Below are 20,878 nucleotides of genomic sequence, written 5' to 3'. Positions count from 1 at the left end.
GCTAGCTGTACTGACCACGGACGTTAGGTACGGCGTGGCGTGGTGACATGAAGAAGACCTCCGAGTGAAGTGCGAGCTGTCTAGGAACGCACCAACCCTCTCGGAGGTCTTCGTGTCACACCGTAATGCCCCGCTGTCAGAAACTGGTCGTCTGCGATTGGCCCGTTGTGTCGTCGATGAAGGCTGGTCGCTGCGCCGCGCAGCCGAGCGATTCCAGGTCGCGGTCACCACAGCGGCACGCTGGGCAGGCCGCTACCGCGAGCAGGGCCCGGCCGGCATGGTCGATCGCAGCTCACGTCCACAGCGAAGCCCCAACCAGACACCGACTCGTACCGAGCGCCGGATCATCAAAGTGCGGGTCATCCGGCGTTGGGGGCCAGCACGAATCGGGTATCTGCTAGGAATCCATCCCTCGACCGTGCACCGGGTACTCACCCGCTACGGAGTGGCCAGACTGCGTTGGCTCGACCGACCCACCGGCACGGTGATCCGCAGAATTCACGCCGCACAACCCGGCGAGTTGGTGCATGTTGACGTAAAGAAGCTGGGCAAGATTCCTGCCGGCGGGGGATGGCGGATGCTGGGCAGAACCGCAGGCAACCACAACACGCGCGCCGATAAGAGTTCTGGCCGCATCAGCAAGCACGGTCACCCGATCAAGGGCCATCACTTCCTGCACACCGCAATCGATGCATACTCACGGCTGGCCTACTCCGAGCTCCTTGCCGACGAGCGCAAGGAGACCGCATCGGCGTTCTGGGCCCGGGCCAATGCATGGTTTAACCAATGCGGGTTCACGGTATCGAAGGTGTTGACCGACAACGGATCCTGCTATCGATCTCACGCGTTCCGTGACGCACTCGGGGCCATCGAACACCGCCGAACACGTCCCTACCGGCCCCAGACCAACGGCAAGGTAGAGAGATTCCACCGCACCTTGGCCGATGAATGGGCCTACGCCCGCCTCTACACCAGCGACGCCGAACGCTGCGCCGAGTACCCCCAATGGCTACACACCTACAATCACCACCGCGGCCACACCGCACTCAACGGTCAACCACCCGCTACCCGCGTACCCAACCTCTCAGGTCAGTACAGCTAGCCGCCCCGGATACGGTCGAGCTGCCGGTCCGCCTCCGCGGTGGCCGGGGTGTAGACGACGATGTTCAGATCCGGCAGGTCAGCCGGGGCCAGCCGGTGATACTCCAGCTCGATATCGCCGAGTGCCTCGTGGGCGAACCGACGGATCCGGGTCTGAAAACCCTCGATGGTGTGGTCGTTCCAGACGCGGTCGAATTCCTGGCTGTCCGCGCGCAATCGGTCGAGTAGTTCGACCACCGCGGGCTCGCCGAGTCGGGCGCCGTTCTGCATGCGGTACTCCGAAACGAAGCGCCGACTCTCCACGTCCCAGTCCGGCATCAGCTGCCGGATCGACGGATCGGTGAACACCAGCCACAACAGATTGCGATCCTCGCGAGCGACCGTCCGCACCCGCGGATACAGCGCCGCGTAGGCGCGATTCCATGCGGTGATCTCCCAGTCGAGATCGATCGCGAAGGCCGGCGAGCGGCCGAACGCCTCCAGAAGCCGGAGCAGATGATCAGGCGGTTCGCCGGTATCCGGCATGAGTTGCGCGCCGCCCGGGGAGAAACCGGCGAGTGACAGCAGGTACGTCTGGTCGGCAGGGGAGAGCCGCAGCGTTTCCCCGATGGCGTCGAGCACCTGCCGCGACGGGTTGATGTCACGGCCCTGCTCCAGCCACGTGTACCAGGTGACGCTGATGGCGGACAGGAACGCCACTTCCTCACGGCGGAGGCCGTTCTGGCGGCCCCGGATCGGCGGCAGATCGTGCTCGGCGCGGTCGACCGCCTCCCGGCGCATCCGCAGGAATCCGCCCAGCTCTGCGCGGGCGGCCTGGTTGGACATCGCTCAATGTTAAGGCTGGTAGTGGCAGTACTAGAGGCAGCACCGTCTTCGCCTGTCGCGCGCCGTCCACAAGCATGGGTGCCATGCCCGAATTGAGATCCAGGACCGTCACCCACGGCCGGAACATGGCCGGCGCGCGGGCGTTGCTGCGCGCCGCCGGTGTGTCCGGCGCCGACTTCGGCAAGCCAATTGTGGCTGTGGCCAACAGTTTCACCGAGTTTGTGCCCGGCCACACCCATCTGCAGCCGGTGGGCCGCATCGTGTGCGACGCGGTGCAGGCTGCCGGCGGAATAGCGCGGGAGTTCAACACCATCGCTGTCGATGACGGCATCGCCATGGGGCACGGCGGCATGTTGTACTCGCTGCCGTCCCGCGACCTGATCGCCGACTCGATCGAGTACATGGTCAATGCGCACCGCGCGGATGCGCTGGTCTGTATCTCCAACTGCGACAAGATCACTCCCGGCATGTTGATGGCCGCGCTGCGGTTGAACGTGCCGACGGTGTTCGTGTCGGGCGGGCCGATGGAAGGCGGCACGGCGACGCTCGTCGACGGCACGGTGCGCACCGGCCTGCACCTGATCTCGGCGGTGACCGACGCGGTCGCTCCCGAGGTCTCGGACGCCGACCTCGAGCGCGTCGAGGCCGCGGCGTGCCCGACCTGCGGGTCGTGCTCCGGCATGTTCACCGCGAACTCGATGAACTGTCTCACCGAGGCGATCGGGCTGGCCCTGCCGGGCAACGGCACGACGCTGGCGACCCACACGGCGCGTCGCGCGCTCTATGAGGACGCCGGTGCGGCCGTCATGGCTCTGGCCCGGCGCTACTACAACGAGGACGACGAGAGCGCGCTACCCCGCAACATTGCTTCTGCCGCAGCGTTTTCCAACGCCATGGTGGTCGACATCGCGATGGGTGGGTCAACCAACACCATCCTGCATCTGCTCGCGGCGGCACGTGAAGCGGAGGTGGACTTCGATCTTGCCGACATCGAAGCGCTCTCCACCAGGATTCCGTGCATCTGCAAGGTCGCCCCCAACGGCAAGTACCTGATGGAGGATGTGCACCGGGCCGGTGGCATCCCCGCCGTGATGGGAGAGCTGCTGCGTGCGGGCCTGCTGGACACCAATGTGCATGCGATCCATGCTGATTCGCTCACCTCGTGGCTCGAGACGTGGGACACGAGATCTCCCAAGGTCTCGGACGCGGCCGTGGACCTGTTTTTCGCCGCGCCGGGCGGGGTGCGGTCCAGTTCTGCGTTTTCGCAGTCCTGCCGCTGGGAGAACCTCGACCTCGACGCGGTGTCAGGCTGTATCCGCGATGTCGCGCATGCGTATTCGGCCGACGGCGGGCTGGCCATCCTGCGCGGAAACCTCGCCGAGGGCGGGTGCGTGGTCAAGACAGCCGGCGTCGACGACTCGATCCTGCGCTTCAGCGGCCCCGCCGTGGTCGTCGAATCCCAGGAGGAGGCACAGGACGTCATCTTGAGCGGCCGGGTGCAGCCCGGCGACGTCGTCGTGGTGCGCTACGAGGGCCCCCGCGGTGGGCCCGGGATGCAGGAAATGCTCTATCCCACCTCGTATCTCAAGGGTGTCGGGCTCGGGAAGGTGTGCGCGCTGATCACCGACGGGCGGTTCTCCGGCGGATCCTCGGGGTTGTCGATCGGCCACATCTCGCCGGAGGCAGCGGCCGGAGGCGTCATCGCCCTGGTGCAGGACGGGGACCGCATCGACATCGACATCCCGGGCCGCCGCATCGAATTGGGCGTCGACGCAACCGAACTCGACGCCCGCCGGCATCGGCTGGAACAGGGCGGCGGGTACTGGCCGAAGCACCGGGACCGTGAGGTGTCGCCCGCGCTGCGGGCCTACGCCGCCATGGCCCTGTCGGCAGACCAGGGGGCGGTGCGCGACGTGTCGGGGATCGAGGCCGCGAGCCGAGCCGCCGGGGCGCAGGCTCGGCTCGCGGCGGCTGGTGCCGCTACAACGCAACGTTGACGGCTTTGGTCTGGGTGTAGAGGTCGATGGCCCCTGCACCCAGTTCCCTGCCCCATCCCGATTGCTTGTAGCCGCCGAACGGCATCGCGGTGTCGAAGCCGTTGTACTGATTGACCCAGACCGATCCGGCGTGCAGTTGCCGGGCCAGCCGGTGCGCCCTGGAGATGTCACGCGTCCAGATGCCGGCGGCCAGCCCGTAGATCGAGTCGTTGGCGGCAGCGGCGATGTCGTCATCTGCTCGGAACGGCATGGCCGCCACCACCGGGCCGAAGATCTCTTCCGCCACCACGCGGAACTGCGGCTGTACATCGACGAATACGGTCGGTTCGACAAAGAAACCTTGGTCGCCCCAGCGTTTTCCACCACACAGGGCGCGTGCGCCGTCTGTCAGTCCTGCTGCCAGATAATCGGTGACTTTATCGAACTGGCTCTGTGAGACCAGCGGACCGAGCTGCGTGGCCGGATCGAGGCCGTGGCCGATCGTCACTCGGGACGCGGCGTCGGCCACCGCTGCGGTGAACTCGTCGAAGATGTGGTGCTCGACGAACAATCGCGTTCCGGCGACGCAACACTGACCGTGGTTGAACAGCCAGGCGTTGAGTGAACCGGTCACGGCGGCATCGAAATCGGCATCCGCGAACACGATGTTGGCGCTTTTGCCACCCAGCTCGAGCGATACCTTCTTGAGGTTGCCGCCGGCCGCGGCCAACACCCGCTTGCCGACCTCGGTGGAACCCGTGAATGCGATCTTGTCCACGCCCTCGTGCGCGGCCAGTGCCGCACCCGCATCACCGAAGCCGGTCACCACGTTGACCACGCCTGGCGGAAAACCCGCCTCCAGAAAGAGCTCGCCCAGCAGCAGCGCCGAAAGAGGCGTCTGCTCAGCCGGTTTGAGGACGACGGTGTTGCCGGCGGCCAGGGCCGGGGCCAGCTTCCACGCCGCCATCAGGATCGGGAAGTTCCACGGCACGATGAGTCCGCAGACACCGACGGGCTCACGCAGGGTGTAGGCGTGGAACTGGCCGCCGGGAACGAACGGCATGGACACGTCGACCGTCGTGCCCTCGATCTTGGTGCACCAGCCCGCGTAGTAGCGGAAGACGTCGGCCGCCCATGCCACATCGACGGCCGCGGCGACCGCGGCGGACTTTCCGTTGTCGAGGGCCTCCAACTGGCCGATCTCCTCGGCGCGCTCCGAGAGCAGATCACCGACTCGCCACAAGAGGCGTTCGCGCTCATTGGGTTTGAGCGATGGCCAGGCTCCGGTGTCGAATGCGCGGCGGGCGGCTCGCACGGCGCGGTCGACGTCCTGCGCATCGGCGCGGGGGACCTCGGCGAGGCGCAGACCCGTGCCCGGGTCCGTGGTCGAGAACATCCGGCCCGCGTCGGGTTCGGTCCACTCGTCGCCGATGAGCAGCCGCTTGGGCCTGCGTAGGAAGCGGGTGACCGCGGGGAGAACGGTGTGGCCGGCGACGGTCATCGCATCGGTTGTCGTGGATGTCATGGCTGTGCCTCAGCTCTCGCCGCGGTAGGAGCGGCCGACCGCGTCGAGACGGTCGAGTGTGTGCTGCAGTGGAAGCACGTTGAACGACTCGTCGAGTTGGTTGCACGCGGCATCGAAGACGCCCTCGACGCGCGGGTTACCGGTGGCGATGCCGCTGACGGCAGCGGTGTAACCACGCTCGAGGAATGCCTGGGGGTGATGCACCACCAGGACGGTGTCGCCGATTGCCGGCATCGGCTCACCCGGGCCGAATACCCCGTGGGCGTCAACCATTTCGTTGTACAGATACGGAATGCGGCAGCCCCTCGCGGAGTCGAGATCGGTTCCGGCCGCAGCGGACATGGGCTCCGGGTCATACAGATCGGAGACGAAGTTGAACACACCGCCCGCGGTGTAGACATTGTCGCCCCAGTAGTGGCTGACCTCGGTGACCACGACTTGTGCCGGTCGTTCGGCCATGTCCTGCTTGGCATGGAAGCCGCCCGACCCGGCCAGCGACACCCCGGGCTCCACTTCGGTGACGCCGTAGCTCGCGAGGACGGGAAACGTTCCGACGTTGGCGTTGCCGCCGACGTTGAGATGAAGATCGGCCAGACCAAGTTCTCTTTCCAGCAGTTCCTTGGCGCGCAGCATGGTGAAGAACGCCTCGGTCGGTTTCACCACCGACGGATCACCGGTTTCCCCGTAGCTGATGGCGGAGAATTGGGTCAATCCCGCGACCTCGACGTTCGGAAGGTCCAGCAGCGGTCGGATTCCGGCAACACAGGTGTCCTCGGTCCACCCGCCGACAAGCCCGCTGAACGCGCCGTCGTCGACGCCGACGATCGGTGTTCCGGTCGGTGCCTGGTTGGTGACCCGCACGTAGAGCCGCTGCGTGACGCCGAGCCGCGCAGCCGCGGCGGAGACCCGCGCAGCAGCCTCGTAGGTGTAGACCGTGATGAATTCGGGGCGCATCGCGACCACCGCGGGAACCTGCGCGGCCGGGACGTTCTGGATGTGGCCGACGTTTCCGAGGGGGAATCCATAGCGGTGAATCCGGTGTGCCTGAAGCGTTTCCACCGCACAGGTGGACGGGATACCGCACTCCAGCATCACCTTGGTCATAAAGGGGTTCAGACCGTTCTGCTTGGTCATGGCGTATACGCGCAGCCCGTGTTTCTCGGCGGCCGCGGCAGTGCGGCGCGCGTTCTGGGCGATCATGTCAAGGTCGATCAATTGCGTGGCCGATGGCACCGCGCCTGCCTGATGCAGCTTGATGGCTGCAGCGAGCATGTTCGGGTTGAGTGCGAAGGCGCGGTCGAGAAGTGTTCTCATGTTTCAGCTTTCGGTGTAGTAGGCGGCGAGTTCCGGGAGTGAGAGGGCCGGCGGATTGTCGAGATCGAGTCCGGTGCAGGCGCGCAGCGAATCTTTGAACCACCGGTCGAACGGTCGTGCCGATACGCTCATTCGGCCGAGCGCCAGGGCGAAGTCGACGCATTCCAGGTAGGCCACGAGGATGTCGCCGGCGCCGGATCGGACGATGAACCACGCTTCTTTGGTCACTTCGAGTTCGCGTTGTGATTCGCCGTAGGCCTCCGCACGCGGGCCGGCCAGTTCGGCCATGAATACCTCGGTGCGTGGCGTCTGGCCCGCGAGAATCGGAAGATGAAGGCAGGTGGGGGACATGTGGTTTCCTTTCATTTGGCCGGGCTGGTCGCGATGGTTGTGGTGTCGTGGCCGGTTGCGGGCTCGAGATAGCCGAAGTCGGCGTAGCTGTCGGGCCGGGTTCGGCGTAGGTAATACGCACCGAGGAGCCCGATTCCGAAAGCGACGGGCAGCAGCACCCAGAGGTGATTCATCAGGTTCGACGTCGCGCCCGTCAGCGCCGGAAAGTGCCACACCGACAACCCGATACCGGTTGCGAGGAGCAGTGCTGCGGCAATGGGGGCGATGGTCGTGCGCCACAGTTCGCGATCGGGGCGTCGTGCGAAGAACCCGACCACCGCACAACTGGCAAGTCCCTGGAGGCACAGCATCCCCAGAGCGCCGAGGCCGAGGAAGCCGGCCGCGATGTCTTCCACGTCGAGTCGCGTGAGGGCCATGAGCACCAGAACCACGCCGGCGAATCCGAGCTGAGTCCGGCTCGCGATGTGGGGTGAACCGTGCCGGTCGTGGACGCGGGCGAGCGCGCGCGGCAGCGCGCCGTCGCGTGCCAGCGCGAACATGTACCGAGCGGTGGCGTTGTGGAAGGCGAGGAGGGCGGCGAACAGGCTGGTGCACACCAGCAGATGCATGATGTGGTCGGATATCCCGCCGACGTACAAGCTGTTGGCCTTGAAGACGAAGTCCGAATCCTGTTGTGCCGCTTGGACCGCGCCCTGCGGTCCGAATGCCGCGATCAGTGACCAGGTGGTGATCACGTAGAACCCCGTGATGAGTGCCAGCGCGACGTAGGTGGCCCGCGGAATGGTGCGGCGTGGTTCGCGCGCCTCCTCGCCGTAGATCGCGGTCGCTTCGAATCCGGTGAACGAGGAAAACGCGTACACGACGCTCACGCCGATCGTGGCGGTGAAAACCGAACTCGGAGCGAATGATTCGAGTGGGAAAGCTCCTGGTCCGTTTTTGACCAGGACCATCACGTCGAGCAATCCGAGGATGACGAACTCCGCCGCCAGGAGCACGCCGAGCACCTTCGCGCTGAGCTCGATCCGAAAGTACGACAGCGTCACCAGTACCAGGTAGGCGAGCAACGACCAGACCTGCCAGGGCAGTTCGATACCGAGGTCGGCCGATGCGGCACCTTGGGTCGAGATGCCGACGAAGGCGATCAGGGCGACGACGTAGGCGTTGTAACAGATCAGTGCGATCATGGCGGCCCCCATCCCAAAGGCACGTCCCAGTCCGCGTGTGATGTACACGTAGAACGCGCCGGCGCTGACCACATGACGGCTCATGGCCACGTATCCGACGGCGAACAGGGCCAGGGTGATGCCTGCGATCACGTAGATGCCCGGAGTGCCGATGCCGTTGCCGTGTCCGATGGATGCGCCGGCCCCGACGAACATCGCCCCGAGCGGCGATGCTGCAGCCACGACCATGAAAACGATTGCCCCCGTGCCGATCTGGCCTGAGCGTAGGCGCGGGGGAGGGTTGCGGTCCGAGAGAGCCATGCTGGCCAACTTTCTGGTGTGAAGTGCTGAGAGGTTGTGCGGCGTAGTCCTTCGGGGCCGCTGGCAGAGAGGCGATGCCGATTTCACCGGCAGGCAGTAGCGTATAAGTCATCAGACAACCTGACAAGTGCTGAATGTGAGTTGGCCAACATCACGAGACTGGAGGCGACTGGGCATCGGCGTGCGCCCGGGGAAATGTCCACTCGTCAGACAACCTGTTAGCGTTTGCGCATGGCAGTGCTTCGCAGGTTTTCGCTCGTAGAGCAGGCGGCGGACCAGATCGCGGCGCGTATCACGGCGGGCGAGTGGCAGATCGGCGCCAAGCTTCCCGCCGAGTCGGCATTGGCCGGTGAGCTCGGTGTCGGTAGATCCACTGTGCGCGAGGCGATCAAGGAGCTTCGCGGTCGAGGCCTGGTCGAGGCTCGTCAGGGTTCCGGCGTGTATGTCACTGCGCTCGAGCGCTCCGAAGACTGGGAAGTGGTCCTGCGCCGCGCTGATATCGACGATGTACTCGAAGTTCGGGAGGCCATCGAGACGGCGGCCACGAGCTTGGCCGCCACCCGTCGGGATTCAGGGGATCTCGCCCGGCTCCGGGCGACGCTGAAGAAACGCGCGGATGCCGAGCATGGTGGATCGGACACCGAACTCGTGGACGCCGACCTTGAGTTCCATCGCACCGTGGTGCGTGCGGCACACAACCCGGTGCTGTCAGAACTCTTCGAATCCTTTGCGCCGCGGGTGCGTACGGCGATGGTCGACATGTTGCAGCTCGCGCCCGACGACCGGTACCGGCATGATCAGGCGGTCCATTCCGAGATTCTGGACGCGATCCGGCGACGCGATCCCGCGGGCGCCATGGCGGCCATGCTGGGGCAGCTGGAATCCGACCGCCGCGGAAACGAACGAGCCGTCACAGATACGCAGTGAGTTCGGCGTTGCCGCCGGCGAGACGGCAACGCCGAATACATCAGCGTTGAACTGCAAGGACATTCGGCCGGTGATGAGACCACGGCCGGGCTCGTTCGTACGCCGAGGCCACGCTGAGCACCTGGGCGTCCGCACGTAGTCCGCCGATGATCTGCAGCCCGACCGGCATTCCGGCGGACGTGAATCCGGCAGGCACGGAGATGGCCGGGTTGGTCGTCATGTTGAAGGGATAGGTCAGGACCCAGCCCATCAGCTGGTGCGGCAGGGGCGCACCGGACAGGCTGTCGGGGCAGAACGCGTCGGCGGCGAACGTGGGCTGAGTGGTGACCGGTGTGACGAGAAAGTCGAAGTCGCACATGAACGCCGTCATCTGATCGACCATGCGGCCGCGTTCCGCGTCGGCTCGCTGGATTTCGCGAGCCGTCAGCCGCGCTCCTGACCGGATCAATTCGACGAACTGGTCATCGACCTCGCCAGAGTGCGCATCCCAGTCCGCGGCATCGAGCATCGACGAATACACCGGTGCCCACACGCCTTCCCACATGGCTTGCTCGGGATTGCCCCACCCGGGATCGGCTTCGTCGACGGTGCAGCCCAGCTCCGTGAACGCCGAGACCGCGCGTAGACAGATCTCCTCGATCTCGGGGTCGACGGTGGCGAACCCCAGATTCGGAGACCACGCAAAGCGCGCGCCATCGATGTCACGATCCAGCGCCGCGACGTAGTCGACGTGGTCCGACGGCAAGGACAGCGGGTCCGCCGGATCGAACCCGGCCATGGCGTTGAGCATCAGCGCGGCATCGCCCACCGTGCGGGTGATCGGCCCGTGGTAGGCGAAGGTATGGAACCGGCCGGCGAGCCGAGTCTGCGGAATGCGGCCCAGCGCTGGTTTGAAGCCGACGACACCGTTCACCGCGGCGGGAATGCGCACGGACCCACCGCCGTCCGTGCCCTGTGCGAGCTGGCCCATCCCGGCTGCCACCGCTGCCCCGGCGCCGCTGCTGGAGCCGCCCGCCGTCATATCGTGGTGCCACGGATTGTGGGTCGTGCCGTACAGATGGTTGGACGACGTCGCCTTGTAGCCGCCCTCGGCGCTGTTGGTCTTGCCGAGAAACAGCCCGCCCGCCGCCCGTAGCCGTGCCGCCACGGGTTCGTCGTGCTCGGCGACCGCGTCCTTGAACGGGACGACGCCCGACGTCACGGGCGTTCCCGCCACAGCGCACACCTCTTTCACGCTGTAGGGGATGCCGTGCAGGGGTCGCAGCGGTCGCCGTCCCACAAGCTGTTCGGTGAGCTCCTTTGCATCGGCCAACACCTGATCGGGATCGTGGTACACGAACGCATTGAGTTGCGGATTGACATCGGATATCCGGCCCAGTACGGCCTCGGCGACGTCGACCGGGGTGACCTCCCGGTCGCTGATCCTCCGCGACAACTCCACGGCGGGCATCCAGCACAGCTCTTCGTAATCGGACATGGCCCTCACTTTCCAGCGGTTGATTGGGCAGGCCTGCAATCCGGAGCCTACAACTTATCTGACAACCTGATAAGTGCTACGGGTCGGCGCCGGCGGCGAAACATCGGAGCCGGCCGCGGAGAACGCCTGACCCCGCAGAAATCCGCGGAGCTTTCCAGATCGGTGAAAGGTGATGGGAAATAGTGGATTTCGGTCAGAGTCGGGAGCGGGCTAGGAGTCGGCCAGCGCAACCCCGGTGACGCCGGGACCCAGTTGCGTCAGCTCGCGGTCGGTCCCGTCGGCGAGGTTCACCACGCGGATGCCGCCGGTGCGCAGCTCGCTCACGTAGTACGTCGTGTCATCGGCGGTGGTCAGACCGATCGCCTCCTGATAGCCGCGGGACACGATGTCGTACGTCCCGACCGCAGGCTGGACCCGGCCACGGTTGAGCGTGTTGCCGTCCGGCTCGGCGCCGCGGTCCGTCCAGACCAGGTTCCCGGAACCGTCGAGATCGAGGTCGATGGGCTCGGGCAGGTCGCGCCACAGCAGCTCGATGTCGTCGCGGTCGGTGGCCGTCTTTCCCGCGGGAATCTCGGTGCCGCACCGGAAGATTCGGCCCTGCCCGCCGTCGGGCGCGCCCTTCTGCGTCCAGTAGACCAGGCGATTGACGGGGTCGACGGCGATACCCACACAGTGATTGCGCTCGTCCTGCGCGTCGGTGCCCGCCACCACCAGCGTCTCCAAACCCGAACCGTCGAGCCGGCAGCGCAGCACCTGCATGCCTTCGCGGTCGCACCAGTAGAGCAACCCCGCGTCGAAGTCGGCCGTCAGCTGCTTGCCCGTGGTGAACGTTCCCCGCGGCACGATGGTCCGCCGGTCCGAACCGTCCAGATTCACCCGCTCGAGCGATCCGTTGCGGGTGAAGAAGGTGGAGAAGGCTCCGCGTCCGGAGCCGGGGTCCGGAGTGCCCATGTTGGTCCAGTAGATGTGGCCCCGGGCCTGGTCGACGACGATGCCGTCGGGCGTCTCGTCGACGTCGGCGACCAGCGTCCGGACCCGTGAACCGTCGAGGGACACGGCCAGGATCTCCCGCTTGGCGATGTGCAGCACCAATAGTTCGGTCATGCCACGGATTATTCAGCGGGGTCGCTAGCGTTGTGTGACCGGAACATTCATTGGAGGCTGATTGTGCACATTGATCTGACCGGCAAAACCGCCCTGGTAACCGGTTCTACGCAGGGCATCGGGCTGGCCATTGCCGAAGGGCTTGCTGCCAGCGGGGCCCGCGTCGCGGTGAACGGACGCAGCGACGAACGCGTCCAGGCGGCCGTCGCCGAACTCACCGGCAAGGGATTCGCCGACGTCATCGGCGTCGCCGCCGACGTCACGACCGAAGAGGGCGTGGCCCAACTCACCCGACAACTTCCTGATGTCGACATCCTGGTCAACAACCTCGGCATCTTCGGGTCGACGCCGGCGCAGGAGATCACCGACGACGAGTGGCGGCGGTACTTCGAGGTGAACGTGCTGTCCGCGGTGCGGCTCATCCGCACCTACCTGCCGGGGATGACCGAGCGCGGGTGGGGCCGCGCGATTCAGATCGCCAGCGACTCGGCGATCGTCATCCCGGAAGAGATGATCCACTACGGCACGTCCAAGACCGCGCTGCTCGCGGTGACCCGCGGTTTCGCCAAGGATGCGGCAGGCACCGGCGTGACGGTGAACTCGGTGATCGCAGGCCCGACGCACACCGGCGGCGTCGAGGACTTCGTCTATCAGCTGGTCGACAAGAACCTGCCGTGGGACGAGGCGCAGCGCGAGTTCATGATCAAATACCGCCCACAATCGTTGCTGCGCAGGCTGATTGAGCCCGAGGAGATCGCCAACATGGTGGTGTACCTCAGCTCGGAGCAGTCGTCGGCCACCACCGGCGCCGCGGTGCGCGCCGACGGCGGCTACGTCGACTCGATCCTGCCCTGACGTGCGCAAGCGCGTCGTCATCGCCGGGCTGGGGGACAGCGGCATCCTCGCCGCTGTCCGCCTGGCCCCGCACGCCGACGTGGTCGGCATCTCGGTCAAGGACGGCCTGGTCAGCGGGCAGGAACTCGGCATGCGCGTCGCGCGGCCCGACGCCTGGGCGCGGGACTACTTCATCGGTTTCCGGCGGTTCCGTGGCCTGGATGCGGTACGGATCGTGCACGGGGCCCTGACGAGTGCCGACCTCGACGCCCGCACGGTCACGGTCGTGGCGGCCGACGGAACCGAGACCGTCGAGCCGTTCGACGTGCTGGTGATCTCGACCGGGACGACCAACGGGTTCTGGCGCCGCCCGACGCTGCAGACGGCCGACGACGTCGCTACAGATCTGCACGCCACCCACGAACGACTGGCGCGCGCGCAGCGCATCGCGGTCGTAGGTGGCGGCGCCACGGCGGTGAGTAGTGCCGGGAATCTGGCGCGCAGCTGGCCCGACAAGGTCGTCGACCTGTATTTCCCTGGCGCGCAGATACTTCCGGGCTACCATTCCGGAACCCAGGTGCGCGTCGCCCAGCGACTGGCGGAGCTCGGGGTCCGGCTGCATCTCGGGCACCGCGCGGTGCTGCCACCGAATCGCAACGAGATCACCACTGGGCCAATCGAATTCAGCACCGGCCAGCCGGACGGGGAAGCCGATGCCGTGCTGTGGGCCGTCGGGCGCGTCCGACCCAACACGGCGTGGCTGCCTACTGACATCCTCGACGACGACGGCTTCGTGCGCGTCACCCCGGAACTGACGGTGCCGGGGTATCCGAGCGTCTTCGCGGTCGGCGATGTCGCCGCCACCGATCCGCTGCGCACCTCGGCGCGTAACGGTGGCGGTGCGCTGGTCGCGCGAAACATCCTGGCCCAGTTGAAGTCCCGCAAACTGCGCCGCTACCGGCCACCGGCCGTGCGGTGGGGTTCGGTGCTCGGACCGCAGCCCGACGGACTGGAGGTGTTCACCCCATGGGGACAGGCCGTCCGATTCCCGGCGTGGACGGTCGACCGAGTGCTGCAACGCTTCGTGGTGCGTCGTCAGCTGTACCGGGGCGTCCGGGACTGATCACCAGGTGTCGACGAAGCTCCGGCGCGGCGGCAGCCCCGCGGGCGCCGCGGTCGCCAGCGTCGCGGCGATGAGCGACCGGGTCTCGGCTGGATCGATGACGTCGTCGATCTCGAACATCGACGCGGAGTTGAGTGCGGCGGCGTTGGCCTGCGCGGCGGCGGTGGCGTCCCGCACCGCCTGCTCGCGGGCTTCATCGTCGGCGATCGCCTCGAGTTCCTTACGCAGCCCGAGCCGCACCGCGCCCTCGAGTCCCATCGGTCCGAGGTGTGCCCCCGGCCAGGCCACCGTCAGCAGGGGCTCATGCAGGCTGCCGCCGCACATCGCCTGTGCGCCAAGGCCGTAACCGCGGCGCAGGATCACCGCGATCAAGGGGACGCGCAGCGCCGCACCGGCGACCAGCAGCCGCGACCCGCGCCGGACCAGCGCTTCGGCCTCCGCAGCGGGTCCCACCATGAAGCCCGGGCAGTCGACGAGGGACACCACGGGAATCCCGAAGGCATCGCAGAGTTGCAGGAAGCGGGCCGCCTTGTCGGACGCCGCCGCGGTGATGGCACCGGCCATGACCATGGTGTTGTTGGCGAGCACCCCGACCGGCCGGCCCTCGATCCGGGCCAGTGCGGTCACCAACTCCGGGGCGAACTTCTGCCGCAGGAAGGTGACGGAGCCGTCGTCGGCGAGCGTCTCGATGATCGGCGCGACCTGGTACGCGCGGCGGGCGCGCTCGGGAACGATTGTGCGCAAGGCGGTTTGATCCGGCGCGGTGCCGGGTGTGGTGGGTCCGCGGAAGTAGCCGAGTAACTGGCGGGCGACCGAGACCGCGGCAGCCTCGTCGGGCACCACGACGTCGACGACGCCGTTCGGCGCCTGCACCGAGATCGGGCCGACGGCATCGGGCGCGATGTCGCCGAGTCCGCCGCCGGCGATCATCGCCGGGCCACCCATGCCGATCGACGTGTCCTCGGTCGCCACGATCAGATCCGAACAGCCCGCGATCACCGCATTGCCTGCGAAACAGCGGCCCTTGACGACCGCGATGCGCGGCACGACGCCCGACAACCCGGCCCACAGCGCAAAGGCGCGGACATCCAGCGATGACACCGTCGGATGATCGGTGTCGCCGGGCCGTCCGCCGCCACCCTCGGCGAAGAACACCGTCGGCAGTTTCATGCGCTCGATCAGCTCGAACAACCGGTCCTTCTTGAGGTGCCCGAGGGCGCCCTGGGTACCGGCCAGCACGGTGTAGTCGTACGACAGCACTGCGCACGGGTGGCCGTCGACGTGGGCCGTCCCGGCCACCAGGCCGTCGGCCGGAGTACGCGCGATCAGGTCGTCGAGCTCCCGGCGTGCCCGTTGGGCGGCGATGGCGAACCGGCCGTACTCGACGAAGCTGCCGTCGTCGACCAGGTCGAGGATGTTCTCGCGGGCCGTCCGTCCGCCGGCGTCATGTCGGCGCTGGACGGCGTCCGGTCGGGCGGCGTCCTCGGTGAGCGCCCGCCGGCGCAGGAGCTCGATGTGGTCGTCGCGGAACGGTACTTCGGGCATTGGGCCGGGCATGGGGACAGCCTGCCAGGCGCCCTGGATGGGGGTGCGGCATGATCGGTCCATGCAATCGACTGCAACCACCACTGTTGCCCGCCCGATCGACGTTGTTTGGGCGACCCTGATCGACCACGAAGGCATGGCCAACTGGGGTCCCGGCATCAGCGTGACCATCGACCAACCCGGCACCCCCGCGCCGAACGGCCTGGGCGCGGTCCGCCGCATCTCGGCCCCCGGGCCGGCGCCGGCGATCGTCGAAGAGGTCGTGACGTTCGACGCCCCCAACGTGTTCGGCTACAAGGCCCGCTCCGGCGTGCCGTTCCCGGGCTACGCGGGCGAAGTGCGGCTGACCCCCGAGGGCTCGGGCACGCGCATCGACTACTCGCTGACCTCGACCGCGTCGTTCCCGCCGGTGAAGCTGGCGCTGGTCGCCATCAACCAGGTGCTGCTGCGCCTGTTCGCGAAGGCTGCGTCGAAGGCGTAACCCACGTCTCCGGTGCTTCGATCGGTCGCAGGGAGAGCTGCCGCGGCAGCGAAAGTACGTGGCGTCAATCAGAACGCGCTCATGCGCAATGCAATTGAACGCAGGCACCTTCTGCGGCTCTGAGAAGTCCCTGAGTTCAATAACCGACGGCAGATCGCCATCGCTACTGAGCTCACGTACTTTTCGCCGCTACCCGGACTGCGGAATCTCCCGGGCGATCGTGTCGAGCAGCGCCGGATACCGGTTGGCCTCGGGATGACCGCCGGGCTTGCCGCTGCTGACCACGGCGGCGGCAAGGTTCCGGGCCGGGTCGGCCCACACCGCGATGTTGGTCAGTCCGGTGTGCCCGAAGGCGGCCGGAGCGCCCTTGCCGAACGGGCCGAAACGCTTGGAGCCCAACATGTATCCGGTGCCCCAGCGCATCGGCTGGAGTCCGACCGCGATGTCGGGCCGCAGGCGCCGGCACGGGGCGGCCGCGGCGCGCAGGGTTTCCGGTCGCAGTATCCGAACCCCGTCGAGTTCCCCGCCGCGGCAGAGCATTTCGGCGAAGCGCGACAGCTCGACGGCGTTGGAGACCGTGCTCGACGACGGCACCACGCTGGTCAGGAAGTCCGGGGTGTTGCTGAACGGGATGATCTGGTTCGGGGTGCCGCCGACCGCTTTCTTGAACGCGGCCGCCATGGGCGCCGGCAGTGGCTTGCCGGTGACGTGACTCGGCGCGACCAGCGGAACATCTTCCGGCACGACGCCGTAATTGGTCCAGCGGAAGCCCAGCGGCTCGAGGATCTCGGTGGCCAGGATGTCGCGGATGTTGCGACCCGTTGCGGCTGAGACGATCTCGCGGATCAGCGGGCCCCAGGTCAGGCCGTGATACATGTGTACCAGGCCCGGCCGGTAGATCGGCCGCAGATTCCCGAGCATCTCACGGGCGTACTCGCTGTCGTTCATCCGCTTGAGGTCCGGCCGTGGCCCGGTGGCCAGCGGAACCCCGGCGCTGTGGGTGACGACGTGCCGAACGGTGGTGCGGTCCTTGCCGTGGCTGGTGTACGTCGGCAGGTAGTCGCAGACGCGGGCGTCCAGGTCGAGCTCGCCGCGTTCGACGAGCATGTGCACGACGGTGGTGCTGATGGCCTTTGCGGCCGAGTACACGCAGAACGGGGTGTCGACGCCGACGGGGATCTTCTCGGCGTCAACCGGGTCGTCCGGCCCGTTGCCCCAGCCGTGGCCGATCGCGCGGTTGAGCACGACCCGGCCGTTCTGGCGCAGGCAGACCTGGATGGCCGGGTGCATGCCGGCGGCGTACCAGTGTCGTGCTGCCTGCCAAATCCGTTCTACCGCTTGCGGATCGACGTCGGTGTGGTCTTCGGTGCCGGTGCCGGTGCCGGTGCCGGTGGCTGTGACCGAGTCCAGGTCGGCGGGGACCCGAATCCGGCCGGTTTGTGGTTCCGTCATGCGTCCTTCCGATGCAGCACAGCCGCGAGGTGGTGGCGCAGCGGGATGCCCACGGCAGCCATTCGGACGTTGTAGCTCAACGTGTCTCCGTCGAGCCGGAACCAACGACGCAGGGCGTCAACCTCTTTCGCGGAGTCGGTACGCCCGATGTCGGTGGTGGCCAGATCCAGCACGAACTCGCCGTCGGTGCTGATGGTGCCCTGCAGCACCTCGGTGATGCCGGTGGGGTGGGCCAGCACCCACTCGATGCGCCCGGGCGCGGGCACTCGCAGGTAGCCGGTCTCGGCGTGCAGCGGACGGCCGTCATCGGCGGCACGGGTGCGCTGGCTGTAGGCCAGGAAGGGCTTTCCGACGTGGCCGAAAGTGACCTCTTCGAGGTAGTCGAACGAGGCGATGGTCGGGTACTCACCGGAGCCGGTGCCGGCCCAGGTGCCCAGCAGCGGCGCCAGGACCGCGACGTCGGGGTGCAGATCGGGCATGTCGGCTACTTCGTTCCCACGGTCAGCAGGTCGGACACGATGAGCGTCCACGCCGGCCGCTTCACCCGGTGCTGCTCGGACACCGTGAACCCGGCGTCCTCGAAGAGCTTCTTCATCTCCGCGGGGGACGGATTGTGGGCGGGATTGAGGATGTGCGACGACAGCGCGTGCAGCGGCAGGACCTGCCGCGGGCTGATGGTGGTGACGGCCGCGATGCCGCCCGGCTTGAGCACCCGATGGAATTCGCGCAGCGCGGCGGGCTGATCGAACCAGTGAAACGCCGACGTCGTCACCACCGCATCGAGTGCGCCGTCGTTGAACGGCAGGTCCTCGGCCGGTGCGGTGAGCCAGGTGACGTTCGACGACCGCGCCTTGGCCTGGGCCAGCATGCCCTCGGACATGTCCACCCCGGTCACGACGGCATTGAGCTCACGTTGGATCCGGTCGGCGAAAATACCGGTGCCACAGCCGATATCGGCGATGGTCAGGGAGTCGTGTGCCCGCAGCTGTGCCAGGACCTCGTCCTGGGCAGGTTGGTAGACCCAGCGCTGCAGTACCTGGGTGTCGTAGGCGGGAGCGGCGAAGCCCCAGAAACGGGTGACGGCGTCATTGAATCCCCGGCGTTGAACCATGCGCTTCAGCCTAGGCGGCGGCGCCGGCCGGATGCCGATCGATACGCTGCCGCTTTATGAGTTCTACGCTCAGCTGGATTGCCCAGCTCCTGGACTTCGCGCGCGACGGCGACACCTTCATCGCGCCGCAACCGACAGAAGGGCCGGGGCGGTCCCTGTTCGGTGGACTGATCGCCGCGCAGGCGCTCGGTGCGGCCGGTCGCACCGTCGAGCCCGACAAGTTGCCGCAGTCACTGCACCTCTACTTCGTCCGCGGTGGTCAGTACGGCGTCGACGTGGAGTTTCACGTGGAACGAACCCGGGACGGCCGGTCCTTCGATACGCGGCGCGTCACCGCGAAGCAGAACGGCAAGACGATCCTGGAGATGATCGCGTCGTTCCATGTGCCCGAAGCCGGCGCCGACTGGCAGCGCCCCGAGGTGCGCGGCCTCGAACTCGACGCCGCGGTGCCCAAGGCGACGAGCCTCACCGCCGCCGACTTCTTCGATATCCGGGTGCGGCCGGAAGATGTGGGTGCGTTTGCCGTGCCCCCGTTCTGGATCCGCACCAAGGACGAGATCGAGGACGATGCGCTGATCCGGGCCTGCACGCTGACCTTCATGTCCGACTTCGGGCCGGTGCCCGTCGCGCGGCCCGACGGTGCGAGCCTGCGTGACGGATTCGCGGCCAGCCTGGACCATGCGGTGTGGTTCCACCGGCCGTTCGTGCCGCGCGACTGGCACCGGTACGAGGTCACCCGACTGAACAACACGGACTCCCGCGGGCTGGTCGCCGGAGCCCTGTATGACACTGGTGGGGTGCTGATCGCCAGCACCAGCCAGGAAGCCCTGTGGCGGCTGTAGTCCCGGAAGATCACTCTCACTGATGACCGTCCCGACGCCGACCTGCTATCGGCATCCCAGCCGCCCGACTTACGTGAGCTGCAGCCGGTGTGGCCGTCCGATCTGCCCGGACTGCATGACCGCGGCCGCCGTGGGTCAGCAGTGCCCGGAGTGCGTCAACGAAGGCAAGCGAACGGTGCGGCAGGCCCGGACGCACTTCGGTGGCCGGATCTCCAAGGGCTCGCTGGTCACCTACACGCTGATCGCGGTCAACGTGGTGATGTTCGTGCTGCAGCACACCTCGGTGCAGATGCAGCAGGACCTGGTGCTGTGGCCGCCCGCCGTCGCCGATGGCCAGTACTACCGTCTGGCGTCGTCGGCCTTCCTGCACTACGGCCTGGCCCACATCGTGTTCAACATGTGGGCACTGTGGGCCGTCGGCCCGCAGCTGGAGCAGTGGCTGGGCCGGTTGCGATTCGGGGTGCTGTACGGCCTCAGCGGCTTGGGCGGCTCGGTGCTGGTGTACCTGCTGTCGCCGCTGAACTCGGCGACAGCAGGTGCCTCGGGTGCGATCTTCGGCCTCTTCGGCGCGACGTTCGTGTTGTTCCGCCGGCTGCAGCTCGACGTCCGCGGGATCGTCGGGCTGATCGTCATCAACCTGGTGATCACCTTCGTGCTGCCCGCCGTCAGCTCCCAGGAGATCAGTTGGCAGGGGCACGTCGGCGGGTTGGTCACCGGCACCGTGGTGGCGGCGGTCTTCGCGTATGTGCCTGCGCGGCAACGGCTCCTGGCACTGATCTCGGTGACGGCGGTGCTGCTGGTGCTGTTCGCCGGGCTGACGATGTGGCGGACTCAGGCCCTGCTGACGATGTTCAGCTGATCCCGGAGTAGGGGAGCAGCGCCATCTCGCGGGCGTTCTTGATCGCGGTGGCGACCTGGCGCTGCTGCTGGACCGTCAGGCCCGTCACGCGGCGGGACCGGATCTTGCCGCGCTCGGAGATGAACAACCGCAGGTTGTTGGTGTCCTTGTAGTCCAGGTACTCCACGCCGAGCTTGGTCAGCATGTTCTTGACCGGTCGCTTGGCCTCGGCCGGGCGCCGGGCGGGCTTGCGCTTCGCCATCACCAGCTCGCTTTCCGGATTCCGGGCAGCTGTCCTTCGTGGGCCAGTTCGCGTACCCGAACTCGGGACAGGCCGAACTTGCGCAGGTGGCCGCGCGGACGGCCGTCGACGGCGTCCCGGTTGCGCACCCGCACCGCGCTGGCGTCGCGCGGTTGGCGGGCGAGTTCCCGCATGGCGGCCGACTGCTCGTCGAGGCTGCGGGACGGGGACTTGATGATTGCCTTGAGCTCGGCCCGGCGCTCGGCGTAGCGGGCGACGGTCAGCCGGCGCTGCTCGTTCTTGGCGATCTTGGATTTCTTGGCCATG

At 67.2% G+C, this 20,878-nt stretch carries 21 protein-coding genes; 8 read left to right on the top strand and 13 right to left on the bottom strand.

Features of this window, described 5'->3' with window-relative positions; genetic code table 11:
- The first annotated feature begins 112 nt into the window (after window positions 1-112).
- The gene (locus BR47_RS0108415; protein WP_029119209.1) at window positions 113-1,102 is read left to right on the top strand and encodes an IS481 family transposase; all 990 of its coding nucleotides are present in this window, start codon (window positions 113-115) and stop codon (window positions 1,100-1,102) included.
- Here BR47_RS0108415 and BR47_RS0108410 read toward each other — a convergent pair.
- Window positions 1,099-1,926 (bottom strand): helix-turn-helix transcriptional regulator, encoded by an 828-nt coding sequence (locus tag BR47_RS0108410; protein ID WP_029119208.1) that lies wholly within the window; start codon window positions 1,924-1,926, stop codon window positions 1,099-1,101. The two genes, BR47_RS0108415 and BR47_RS0108410, sit on opposite strands and share 4 nt — an antisense overlap.
- 83 nt (window positions 1,927-2,009) lie before the next feature.
- On the opposite strand from BR47_RS0108410, the gene ilvD reads away from it, so the two are divergent.
- Window positions 2,010-3,923, top strand: a complete 1,914-nt coding sequence (ilvD, locus tag BR47_RS0108405) for a dihydroxy-acid dehydratase (RefSeq protein ID WP_051128408.1) — start codon at window positions 2,010-2,012, stop codon at window positions 3,921-3,923.
- Here ilvD and BR47_RS0108400 read toward each other — a convergent pair.
- The 4 genes from BR47_RS0108400 to BR47_RS30030 form a co-directional block, all read right to left on the bottom strand.
- Window positions 3,907-5,427, bottom strand: coding sequence for an aldehyde dehydrogenase family protein (locus BR47_RS0108400; RefSeq protein ID WP_502685694.1), 1,521 nt, complete (start codon window positions 5,425-5,427; stop codon window positions 3,907-3,909). The genes ilvD and BR47_RS0108400 overlap by 17 nt on opposite strands.
- A gap of 9 nt (window positions 5,428-5,436) precedes the next feature.
- Window positions 5,437-6,741 carry an alanine racemase gene (locus tag BR47_RS0108395; RefSeq protein ID WP_020099661.1) on the bottom strand — a complete coding sequence of 435 codons (1,305 nt, stop codon included), beginning with the start codon at window positions 6,739-6,741 and terminating at the stop codon, window positions 5,437-5,439.
- A 3-nt stretch (window positions 6,742-6,744) separates the two neighbouring features.
- On the bottom strand, window positions 6,745-7,029 hold the full coding sequence (locus tag BR47_RS0108390) for a hypothetical protein (protein ID WP_020099660.1): 285 nt from the start codon (window positions 7,027-7,029) through the stop codon (window positions 6,745-6,747).
- A gap of 74 nt (window positions 7,030-7,103) precedes the next feature.
- On the bottom strand, window positions 7,104-8,504 hold the full coding sequence (locus BR47_RS30030) for an APC family permease (RefSeq protein WP_020099659.1): 1,401 nt from the start codon (window positions 8,502-8,504) through the stop codon (window positions 7,104-7,106).
- Between the two features lie 303 nt (window positions 8,505-8,807).
- Here BR47_RS30030 and BR47_RS0108380 point away from each other — a divergent pair, with 303 nt between their 5' ends.
- Window positions 8,808-9,503 (top strand): FadR/GntR family transcriptional regulator, encoded by a 696-nt coding sequence (locus tag BR47_RS0108380; protein ID WP_020099658.1) that lies wholly within the window; start codon window positions 8,808-8,810, stop codon window positions 9,501-9,503.
- Between the two features lie 40 nt (window positions 9,504-9,543).
- Here BR47_RS0108380 and BR47_RS0108375 read toward each other — a convergent pair whose 3' ends face one another.
- Entirely contained in the window at window positions 9,544-10,980 is a 1,437-nt protein-coding gene (locus BR47_RS0108375; protein ID WP_029119207.1) for an amidase, read from the bottom strand.
- 210 nt (window positions 10,981-11,190) lie between these two features.
- Window positions 11,191-12,084 (bottom strand): hypothetical protein, encoded by an 894-nt coding sequence (locus BR47_RS0108370; RefSeq protein WP_029119206.1) that lies wholly within the window; start codon window positions 12,082-12,084, stop codon window positions 11,191-11,193.
- 63 nt (window positions 12,085-12,147) lie between these two features.
- On the opposite strand from BR47_RS0108370, the gene BR47_RS0108365 reads away from it, so the two are divergent.
- Together BR47_RS0108365 and BR47_RS0108360 are read left to right on the top strand one after the other, a co-directional pair.
- A complete protein-coding gene (locus BR47_RS0108365; RefSeq protein ID WP_020099655.1) occupies window positions 12,148-12,939 on the top strand; it encodes an SDR family NAD(P)-dependent oxidoreductase in 792 nt (263 codons plus the stop codon).
- Window position 12,940: 1 nt separating this feature from the next.
- The gene (locus BR47_RS0108360; protein ID WP_020099654.1) at window positions 12,941-14,041 is read left to right on the top strand and encodes an NAD(P)/FAD-dependent oxidoreductase; all 1,101 of its coding nucleotides are present in this window, start codon (window positions 12,941-12,943) and stop codon (window positions 14,039-14,041) included.
- Here the strand turns inward: BR47_RS0108360 and BR47_RS0108355 are convergent, their stop codons facing one another.
- A complete protein-coding gene (locus tag BR47_RS0108355) occupies window positions 14,042-15,586 on the bottom strand; it encodes an acyl-CoA carboxylase subunit beta (protein ID WP_029119205.1) in 1,545 nt (514 codons plus the stop codon).
- A gap of 61 nt (window positions 15,587-15,647) precedes the next feature.
- Here BR47_RS0108355 and BR47_RS0108350 point away from each other — a divergent pair, with 61 nt between their 5' ends.
- The gene (locus BR47_RS0108350; RefSeq protein ID WP_020099652.1) at window positions 15,648-16,067 is read left to right on the top strand and encodes an SRPBCC family protein; all 420 of its coding nucleotides are present in this window, start codon (window positions 15,648-15,650) and stop codon (window positions 16,065-16,067) included.
- Between the two features lie 189 nt (window positions 16,068-16,256).
- On the opposite strand, the gene lipE is transcribed toward BR47_RS0108350, so the two are convergent.
- The 3 genes from lipE to BR47_RS0108335 are packed head-to-tail and all read right to left on the bottom strand — an operon-like array spanning window position 16,257 to window position 18,630.
- On the bottom strand, window positions 16,257-17,519 hold the full coding sequence (lipE, locus tag BR47_RS0108345; RefSeq protein WP_029119204.1) for a lipase LipE: 1,263 nt from the start codon (window positions 17,517-17,519) through the stop codon (window positions 16,257-16,259).
- Window positions 17,516-17,998 (bottom strand): peroxynitrite isomerase, encoded by a 483-nt coding sequence (locus BR47_RS0108340; RefSeq protein ID WP_029119203.1) that lies wholly within the window; start codon window positions 17,996-17,998, stop codon window positions 17,516-17,518. Before BR47_RS0108340 ends, lipE begins: the two co-directional genes overlap by 4 nt.
- Window positions 17,999-18,003: 5 nt before the next feature.
- Window positions 18,004-18,630, bottom strand: coding sequence for a class I SAM-dependent methyltransferase (locus BR47_RS0108335; RefSeq protein WP_029119202.1), 627 nt, complete (start codon window positions 18,628-18,630; stop codon window positions 18,004-18,006).
- 56 nt (window positions 18,631-18,686) lie between these two features.
- Between BR47_RS0108335 and BR47_RS0108330 the strand changes: the two genes are divergently transcribed.
- The gene (locus tag BR47_RS0108330; protein ID WP_029119201.1) at window positions 18,687-19,472 is read left to right on the top strand and encodes an acyl-CoA thioesterase; all 786 of its coding nucleotides are present in this window, start codon (window positions 18,687-18,689) and stop codon (window positions 19,470-19,472) included.
- A 22-nt stretch (window positions 19,473-19,494) separates the two neighbouring features.
- Window positions 19,495-20,331, top strand: coding sequence for a rhomboid family intramembrane serine protease (locus tag BR47_RS0108325; protein WP_036420130.1), 837 nt, complete (start codon window positions 19,495-19,497; stop codon window positions 20,329-20,331).
- Here BR47_RS0108325 and rpsR read toward each other — a convergent pair.
- Together rpsR and rpsN are read right to left on the bottom strand one after the other, a co-directional pair.
- A complete protein-coding gene (gene rpsR, locus BR47_RS0108320) occupies window positions 20,324-20,572 on the bottom strand; it encodes a 30S ribosomal protein S18 (RefSeq protein ID WP_020099646.1) in 249 nt (82 codons plus the stop codon). The two genes, BR47_RS0108325 and rpsR, sit on opposite strands and share 8 nt — an antisense overlap.
- Window positions 20,572-20,877 carry a 30S ribosomal protein S14 gene (gene rpsN / locus BR47_RS0108315; RefSeq protein WP_020099645.1) on the bottom strand — a complete coding sequence of 102 codons (306 nt, stop codon included), beginning with the start codon at window positions 20,875-20,877 and terminating at the stop codon, window positions 20,572-20,574. Before rpsN ends, rpsR begins: the two co-directional genes overlap by 1 nt.
- Window position 20,878: the final 1 nt, after the last annotated feature.

The organism is Mycobacterium sp. UNC410CL29Cvi84 (assembly GCF_000686745.1).
Lineage (GTDB): Bacteria > Actinomycetota > Actinomycetes > Mycobacteriales > Mycobacteriaceae > Mycobacterium > Mycobacterium mucogenicum_B.
This window is presented reverse-complemented; position numbering and strand designations above follow the sequence as displayed.

What these genes read in the sequence shown, in the direction of transcription:
- BR47_RS0108410 (WP_029119208.1), bottom strand. Translation starts at nt 1,926, where the DNA reads ATGTCCAACCAGGCCGCCCGCGCAGAGCTGGGCGGATTCCTGCGGATG.
- ilvD (WP_051128408.1), top strand. Translation starts at nt 2,010, where the DNA reads ATGCCCGAATTGAGATCCAGGACCGTCACCCACGGCCGGAACATGGCC.
- BR47_RS0108400 (WP_502685694.1), bottom strand. Translation starts at nt 5,427, where the DNA reads ATGACATCCACGACAACCGATGCGATGACCGTCGCCGGCCACACCGTT.
- BR47_RS0108395 (WP_020099661.1), bottom strand. Translation starts at nt 6,741, where the DNA reads ATGAGAACACTTCTCGACCGCGCCTTCGCACTCAACCCGAACATGCTC.
- BR47_RS0108390 (WP_020099660.1), bottom strand. Translation starts at nt 7,029, where the DNA reads ATGGCCGAACTGGCCGGCCCGCGTGCGGAGGCCTACGGCGAATCACAA.
- BR47_RS30030 (WP_020099659.1), bottom strand. Translation starts at nt 8,504, where the DNA reads ATGGTCGTGGCTGCAGCATCGCCGCTCGGGGCGATGTTCGTCGGGGCC.
- BR47_RS0108380 (WP_020099658.1), top strand. Translation starts at nt 8,808, where the DNA reads ATGGCAGTGCTTCGCAGGTTTTCGCTCGTAGAGCAGGCGGCGGACCAG.
- BR47_RS0108375 (WP_029119207.1), bottom strand. Translation starts at nt 10,980, where the DNA reads ATGTCCGATTACGAAGAGCTGTGCTGGATGCCCGCCGTGGAGTTGTCG.
- BR47_RS0108370 (WP_029119206.1), bottom strand. Translation starts at nt 12,084, where the DNA reads ATGACCGAACTATTGGTGCTGCACATCGCCAAGCGGGAGATCCTGGCC.
- BR47_RS0108355 (WP_029119205.1), bottom strand. Translation starts at nt 15,586, where the DNA reads ATGCCCGAAGTACCGTTCCGCGACGACCACATCGAGCTCCTGCGCCGG.
- BR47_RS0108350 (WP_020099652.1), top strand. Translation starts at nt 15,648, where the DNA reads ATGCAATCGACTGCAACCACCACTGTTGCCCGCCCGATCGACGTTGTT.
- lipE (WP_029119204.1), bottom strand. Translation starts at nt 17,519, where the DNA reads ATGACGGAACCACAAACCGGCCGGATTCGGGTCCCCGCCGACCTGGAC.
- BR47_RS0108340 (WP_029119203.1), bottom strand. Translation starts at nt 17,998, where the DNA reads ATGCCCGATCTGCACCCCGACGTCGCGGTCCTGGCGCCGCTGCTGGGC.
- BR47_RS0108335 (WP_029119202.1), bottom strand. Translation starts at nt 18,630, where the DNA reads ATGGTTCAACGCCGGGGATTCAATGACGCCGTCACCCGTTTCTGGGGC.
- BR47_RS0108330 (WP_029119201.1), top strand. Translation starts at nt 18,687, where the DNA reads ATGAGTTCTACGCTCAGCTGGATTGCCCAGCTCCTGGACTTCGCGCGC.
- BR47_RS0108325 (WP_036420130.1), top strand. Translation starts at nt 19,495, where the DNA reads ATGACCGTCCCGACGCCGACCTGCTATCGGCATCCCAGCCGCCCGACT.
- rpsR (WP_020099646.1), bottom strand. Translation starts at nt 20,572, where the DNA reads ATGGCGAAGCGCAAGCCCGCCCGGCGCCCGGCCGAGGCCAAGCGACCG.
- rpsN (WP_020099645.1), bottom strand. Translation starts at nt 20,877, where the DNA reads ATGGCCAAGAAATCCAAGATCGCCAAGAACGAGCAGCGCCGGCTGACC.